6 protein-coding genes are annotated in these 7389 nt (G+C 67.2%); all 6 read right to left on the bottom strand.

Features of this window, described 5'->3' with window-relative positions; all coding sequences use genetic code 11:
- Positions 1 to 162: 162 nt before the first annotated feature.
- On the bottom strand, positions 163 to 1047 hold the full coding sequence (locus ACVOME_RS18340) for a hypothetical protein (RefSeq protein WP_481505378.1): 885 nt from the start codon (positions 1045 to 1047) through the stop codon (positions 163 to 165).
- 111 nt (positions 1048 to 1158) lie between these two features.
- Entirely contained in the window at positions 1159 to 2859 is a 1701-nt protein-coding gene (dld, locus tag ACVOME_RS18335) for a D-lactate dehydrogenase (protein WP_481505377.1), read from the bottom strand.
- Positions 2856 to 3995 (bottom strand): FMN-dependent L-lactate dehydrogenase LldD, encoded by a 1140-nt coding sequence (gene lldD / locus ACVOME_RS18330; RefSeq protein WP_053517634.1) that lies wholly within the window; start codon positions 3993 to 3995, stop codon positions 2856 to 2858. The genes dld and lldD overlap by 4 nt, the downstream gene beginning before the upstream one ends.
- A gap of 4 nt (positions 3996 to 3999) precedes the next feature.
- Positions 4000 to 4764, bottom strand: coding sequence for a transcriptional regulator LldR (lldR, locus tag ACVOME_RS18325; RefSeq protein WP_053517636.1), 765 nt, complete (start codon positions 4762 to 4764; stop codon positions 4000 to 4002).
- Between the two features lie 71 nt (positions 4765 to 4835).
- Entirely contained in the window at positions 4836 to 6494 is a 1659-nt protein-coding gene (lldP, locus tag ACVOME_RS18320; protein WP_065182750.1) for an L-lactate permease, read from the bottom strand.
- Between the two features lie 215 nt (positions 6495 to 6709).
- Positions 6710 to 7159 carry an MgtC/SapB family protein gene (locus ACVOME_RS18315; protein ID WP_053517640.1) on the bottom strand — a complete coding sequence of 150 codons (450 nt, stop codon included), beginning with the start codon at positions 7157 to 7159 and terminating at the stop codon, positions 6710 to 6712.
- Positions 7160 to 7389: the final 230 nt, after the last annotated feature.

The following is a 7389-nucleotide window of genomic DNA, read 5'->3' as shown; positions in this document are numbered from 1 at the left end:
CCCCACCCACCCCCCCCCCCCCCCCCCCCCCCCCCGCCCCCCCCCCCCCCCGCGGCTGGCCCCCCCCCCCCCCCCCCCCCCGCGGCGGCGGCCCCGCCCCCGCGGCGGGGCCCCGCGCCTCTACAGAGAACACGCGTCGGGCACGGGCCGGTGTGACAGGGCTCAAGGTTCGGTATAACCGGCACAATCCGGCAGTGGCTGGTCGGGGTGAAAACGGCCCTCACTGAAACGGAAAAGACGCGAATAGCTGCACGCCGGGTCCTGCTCGGTACGCAGGTCCTTCGCCTTCAACGGCCCTTTCGCCAGCGAATCCTCGAAACGCGATGCACCTGCGGGGAAGCGGGTCGCCACCGTCTGGTAACGAAGCACCGGCATGCCCTGCACTGCCGGATCCAGCCCCAGCTTTGCCGAGAATCCATACTCATCGTGGCAGGCACCGGCACGCTGCCTGATGTCCTGCTCGCTGAAGCAGGCACGGATCATCGCGTTGCCCACCCACGGCACGGTCAGCACATCATCGTCCACCTGGATGCCATCCTGCAGGTGGCGCACGCGTGCCAGCTGCAGCGTCGATGCGTCTGCCCCACCGCCGGAGTACATCATGCTGAAGGTGACCGTGGCGCCTACCAGTACGTTCTGGCGGGCACGCGGCTGCGGGTCAATCACGTCCTCATCCGCGCCGACACCGGGTGCCAGGCGTACGATCCACGGCCACAGCTTCAGTTCGCTTTCCTGCGGCACGTCAATGCGGACGTGGTAGCTGTGCGGCTTGCCCTGGCCCGGCACCTTCTCAAGCACTTCCAGCACGGTGGGCCGCTTCCCCTCTTCGGCCACCGGTTGCACGCGTACACACCAGTTGCCGTCCTGGGTGCACTCATAAAGTCCTGCCGGGCCTGCCTCCGGGGTGATCAGCACGTGCCCCAGCGGCTCCATCACATTGCCAGCGGCATCGCGCTGCTGTGGCAGGATCGAGCCCTGCGCCAACACCAGGATCGGGGCGGCCAGCAGTGCAGCACACACGGTCGTGCGGACAACGATGGGGGGCATGGGCGGCTCCTGCGGCTGGAATTCCGATGGTAACCGTTGCCCGGGTAGAGTCGAGCCATGCTCGACTGCTGCCTGCCGGGAAGTGCAGCCGAGCACGGGCTCGGGTCTACATCATCCGCAGTCGCAGCCACCCCAGCCCTTGGCCTTCGAAGTCTGCCCGATGCCCGGGTTGAAGGTGTTGCTCGGGTCCAACTGTCGGTAGAACCCAGCCAGCGCCGGCTTGGCCGGGTACAGGTGACCGACGTTGTGCTCGGCCGGATACTCGGCCCCGCGCCGGTCGAGCAGTGCCCACATCGCGTGCTCGATCGCCATCGGATCTTCGCCCTTGCGTGCGATGTAGTCCTGGTGGAACACGTGGCACAGGAAGTGGCCGTAGTACAGTTTGTGCAGCAGGCGACTTTCGATGGCGGCGGGCAGCTGCTCGAACCAGTCTGCGTCGTCGCGACGCAATGCGATGTCGAGCGCGACGATGTCCTGCACCTGTTGGCGATGCACCTCGCGATAGCGCACTGCAGCACCGGCCACGGCAAAACGATGCAGGAAGGCCTTGCGCCCTTCTTCGGCCGTGCAGTGGAAATAGCCGCCTTCGTGCTCGGCGAAGAATTGCTGCAACCAGGCCTCGGTCTCCGCTGCATCCTGTGCGGAGACCTTCAGCAGCAGATGATGCTCGTAACGCTGCCGGAACTCGCCCATGCGCTGGGGCAGGTGCGAGGGCAACAGGCCGGTCAGCACCTGCATTACCCGATCGGTCACGCCGCGCGGGCCCAGCCGCTCGAACCAGCCGTCAACCCTGCTCTTCAGTGCGAATGCCGCGGGCACCCGTGCGGTCCCGAGCCGGTCGATCAGCAGGAATGTGTCCTTTCCATAGCGCTCGCCGATATCGTAGGCGTCTCGGTGGATGTACTCACCAGCGATCGGCAGGCGATCGAAGCCGGTCAGCAGTTGGCGGCGGATGGCGGTGAAACTCCCGGTACGGTTGCTGCCGATGTAGAAGACCTCGGCGGGCTCCTTCTCAAACGTATCCAGGCGCACCGCGAACACCGCCAGTTTGCCGGCTGAACCCGCCGCTTCGTAGTGACGACCGGGATCGGCATTGAAGCGCGCCGGTGTATCGGCATCGACCCTGCGCACCTCGTCGGCGTAGCGCGGGTCGGACGCGGAACGGCCGTCGCCGTCGCTGACATCGGCGGCATCGTAGTCACCGGCCTGCAAGCGCTGCAGGATCTGCTCGGGCGTATCGCCCAGCGCGATGCCCAGGTGGTTGACCAGCTGCAACCGGCCCTGCGCATCAACCTGCGCATATAGCGCCAGCTCGGTATAGGCGGGGCCACGCCGCACCAGCGCACCGCCGGAGTTGTTGCAGATGCCGCCCAGCACCGAGGCGCCGATGCAGGACGAGCCGATCACCGAATGCGGCTCGCGCCCCAGCGGCGCCAGCGTCTGCTCCAGCCGGTCCAGGGTGGCGCCCGGCAGACACACCACCTGGCGGCCCTCGTTCAACAATTGGATGCCGGTCAGGCGCAGGGTGCTGACCAGCACGACCGGGCGCCCATAATCATTGCCATCCGGGGTCGAGCCGCCGGTCAGGCCGGTATTGGCGGCCTGCAGGATGATCGCTGCCCCACCCTGCACAGCCGCCTGCAGCACACGCCACAATTCCAGCAACGTGCCCGGACGCACCACGGCCAGCACCGCGCCGTCGCCGAAGCGATAGCCCCGGCGGAAGCGGCGGGTCGCCTTGTCGCGGGTCAGCACATGGCGGCTGCCGACAGCAGCACGCAGCTGCGACAGCATGGCCCCGTGGCCAGTCATGGCAGCCGCACCAGTGAATCTCGGCCGATGTCGGTAATGCGGTGTGCGCCGGTCAGCGTCATTGCCACGCGCATCTCCCTGGCGATCAGGTCCAGCAGGTTGGCCACGCCGGCCTCACCCTGCGCCGCGAGCGCATAGACGAAGGCGCGCCCCAGCAGCACGGTGTCAGCGCCCAGCGCCAGCATGCGCACCACGTCCAGTCCGGTGCGGATGCCGGAATCGGCGAGGATCTTCAGGTCGCCCTGTACCGCGTCAGCGATGGCCGGCAGCGCGCGTGCGGTGGACAGCACACCATCGAGCTGGCGCCCCCCGTGATTGGAGACCACGATGCCGTCGGCACCGAATGCAACCGCGTCGCGTGCGTCTTCCGGGTCGAGGATGCCCTTGATCACCATCGGTCCCTTCCAGAACTCGCGGATCCACTCCAGGTCCTTCCACGAAATGGATGGATCGAAGTTGCTGCCCAGCCAGCCGATATAGTCCTCCAGCCCGGTGGGGTTGCCGCGATAGGTGGAGATGTTGCCAAGATCGTGCGGACGTCCGAACAGACCCACGTCCCAGGCCCAGCGCGGATGGGTGATGGCCTGGCCGATGCGGCGCAGCGGAGCATTCGGACCGCTCATGCCGGAGTGCGCGTCTCGATAGCGCGCACCCGGTACCGGCATGTCCACGGTGAACACCAGCGTCGTAACGCCCGCCGCCTGGGCGCGCTCCAGGGCGTTGCGCATGAAGCCGCGATCGCGCAGCACGTACAGCTGGAACCACATCGACCGCTGGATCGCCGGGGCCACTTCCTCGATCGGGCACACCGACACGGTGGACAGGGTGAACGGAATGCCGCGGCTGTCAGCTGCCCGCGCCGCCTGCACTTCACCGCGGCGTGCATACATGCCGGTGAGGCCGACCGGCGCCAGTGCCACCGGCATCGCAAGCGTCTCGCCGAACAGCTCGGTCTCCAGGCTCAGGTCGGACATGTTGCGCAGGATGCGCTGGCGCAGTGCGATGTCGGACAGATCCGAAACGTTGCGCTTCAGCGTGTGCTCGGCATAGGCGCCGCCATCGATGTAGTGGAACAGGAACGGCGGCAGCCGGCGTTTGGCTGCGGCGCGGTAATCGGTGGAGGCGGAGATGATCATGGGGTCAACCGTGTGGGGAAGGCAGGCGCGAGGCCCGCGCGCGCCGGGCTTCGTTGTCGTCGAGCGTGCGCAGCGTGGTGTGCACGAACTCGAGGTGGGCATGCGCGGCGGCGCGCGCGCGCTCCGGATCACCGGCCAGCACGGCATCCATCATTTCGCGATGCTGGTCGGACAACGGCGAGAATGTTCTGGCCGAGGTGTAGAGCTTTTCGCGGCTCTGCGAGATGTTGGTCTGCAGCAGATCGAACAGGCCACGCATCACCTGCAGCAGCACCAGGTTGTGCGACGCTTCGGCGATGGACAGGTGGAAGGCCGCATCGGCCTCCGCCTCGCCTGAAGGATCATCCTTGCCATGCGCATCCATCATGGTCTGGAAGGCCTGGGCGATGCGCGCCCGATCCTCATCGGTGGCACGCAGCGCTGCATGCCAGGCCGTCGCTCCTTCCAGCGCGTGACGGATCTCCAGCACGTCGAAGCGGTATTCCGGGTCGCCCTGGAACAACGGCAGGTACGGAGCCAGGGGTTCATCCAGCGCCTGCCGCGCGCGCGTGGCCGGCTCCGCCACGTAGGTGCCGCCGCCCACGCGTGCGCTCAGCAGGCCCTGGCTGGACAACTGCGCGATGGCCTCGCGCAGCGCCGTGCGCGAGACACCCAGCTGCACAGCCAGCGCGCGCTCGGCCGGAAGCCGGTCACCCGGCTGCAGCTGCCGCTCCTGCACCAGACCACGCAGCTGCGCGGCCACCTTGTCTGAAATCCGTTGCGTGCTCATGGCGCCATTGTGGCCCGAAGCGCCTGGCAGGTGCGGCCCATGCTGCGCGGATAGGTCGTCGGCTGCATGGCTCAGGGAATCATCCAGGTCAGCCAGTACGCCTGCGCGGTGGTGATCAGGCCGACCATCACGGTGAAGATCAGACTGTGCTTGACAGTGAAGCGGAACAGGTCCGATTCCTTGCCGGCCAGGCCGACCGCGGCGCAGGCGATGGCAATCGACTGCGGCGAGATCATCTTGCCCGTGACGCCGCCGGTGGTGTTGGCCGCCACCAGCAGCACCTCGGACACGCCGATCTGCTGCGCAGTGGTGGCCTGCAAGGCCGAAAACAGCGCGTTGGAGGACGTGTCCGAGCCGGTCAGGAACACGCCCAGCCAGCCCAGGAACGGCGAGAAGAAGGTGAATGCCTTGCCGGTGTGGGCCAGCGCCAGCGCCAGCGTGGCCGACAGGCCCGAATAGTTGGCGATGAAGGCGAAGGCCAGCACCATGCCGATCGAGTAGATCGGTGTGCGCAGCTCGCGCACGGTCTCGCCGAAGGTCTGCAGCGCCGCCTTGGCCGGCATGCGCAGGGCGATGATGGCAATCACTGCGGCGAGGATGATCGACGTGCCGGTGGCCGAGAACGCGTCGAATTTATAGACCGCCTCGTAGCTCAACGGCGCAGGCACGATCGGTGGCATCTTCTGCACCATCTGGTCCAGGCCCGGCACCGGGATCTTCAGCACCCAGCTTTCCAGCGGGCCACCCGCCGCGAACAGCGACTTGAACGGCTTGATGCTCCACAGCGTGACCATCGCGGTAAGGATCAGGAACGGCGACCAGGCCTTGGCGATCTGGCCAACGCTGTAGCGCGGCGCTTCCAGCGCCTGGGCGGCCGCCTCGGCGCTGGTTTCGGTATCGAAGCGGAAGATCCGTACCGGCTTCCAGCGGCGCAGGAACAGGGTCAGGCACACCAGCGACGCCAGCGACGCGGTGATGTCCGGCAGCTCCGGCCCGATGAAGTTGGAGGTCAGGTACTGGGCAATGGCGAACGACCCGCCGGCCACCAGCACCGCCGGCCAGGTTTCCCTGACGCCACGCCAGCCATCCATGATCGCCATGATCCAGAACAGCACGATGATGGTCAGGAACGGCAGCTGGCGACCGGCCATCTGGCCGATCTCGAAGGCCTCCAGCCCGGTGACCTGTCCCGCCACGATGATCGGAATGCCCATCGCACCGAATGCCACCGGCGCGGTATTGACGATCAGGCACAGGCCCGCTGCATACAGCGGCTTGAAGCCCAGCCCGACCAGCAGCGCTGCGGTGATCGCCACCGGCGCGCCAAACCCCGCCGCGCCTTCCAGGAAGGCACCGAAGGCGAAGCCGACCATCAGCATCTGCAGGCGCTGGTCTTCGGTCACCGACAGGATCGAAGCGCGGATGATGTCGAACTGCCCGGTCTTGACCGAGACCTTGTACAGGAACACCGCGCCGATGATGATCCAGGCGATCGGCCACAGCCCGTAGACGAAACCAAAGCCGGCCGCTCCCAACGCCTGGGTCAGCGGCATGCGGTAGAACAGCAGGGCCACAGCCAGTGCGATGGCCACGGTGATCGTGCCGGCCAGCCAGCCTTTCATGCGCAGCACGGCCAGGGCAACGAAGAAGAACGCGATCGGCAGCAACGCGATCAGGCTGGACAACCACAGGTTGCCGGCGGGGTCGTACAGGTGTTGCCAGGGCTGCATGGAGGCTCTCGACGGGGGGCGGAATGTTTCCCCACCGCATGCGATGGGACGCCGTGGTCACGATTATTGGTATTACCAATAATCAGATTCATCGGACCACTTGAAGCCGATTGAACCGCCATTTCGACGAAGAGCCTATTAGACCATAGAGTTACCGGGCATATTGGTATTACCAATAAAGCGCCACATGACGGAAGCTCGAAGGTGCTGCCCCGCTAGAGCCTGTCCGCCAACCGTCGCATCACCGCCAGCACCAGCAGGCACAGCACGCTCACACCAAGGGCAATGACGTACTTGCCGATGCCCACTGCAATCCCGATGGCGGCGGCCATCACCAGCGAACTGGCCGTGGTCAGCCCGCTGACCTGGTCCTCGCGGCTGCCACGCAGGATGGTGCCTGCGGCAACGAAGCCGACGCAGGCCACCACCGCTTCGATCAGGCGCACCGGGTCGACCTGCAGCAGGTCGCGGTAGCGCTCCTGCTGGAAATGCTCGGCCACGGAATCGCCGAGCCCCACGATGAGCGCTGCGGCGCCGGCAATCATCATGTGCGTGCGCAGGCCCGCCGCATGCTTGCCCATCTCGCGCTCGATACCGAGCACGCCACCGAACAGCATCGCGGCGGCCACGCGCAGCAGGATCGATACATCCTGGTTGAGTTCCATCGACGTCTCCGGGAGTTTCCCGGAGCGTTGCGCGTCAGCCGTCGGATCGCGGTGAAGGACGCACCACGGCCCGTTCACCCGGTAGCGGGGGGGCCGGGCCCCCGCCCCCCGCCCCCGCCGCCCCCCCCCCCCCCCCCCCCCCCCCCCCCCCCGCCGCCCCCCCCCCCCCCCCCGCCCCCCCGCCTCCTCCTCCCCCCCCCGCCCCCCCACCAGCAGCAGTAGGATCATCG

The organism is Stenotrophomonas sp. STEN008 (assembly GCF_056760435.1).
The sequence above is the reverse complement of the archived record's forward strand: the minus strand, read 5'-3'. Positions and strand labels throughout refer to the sequence as shown.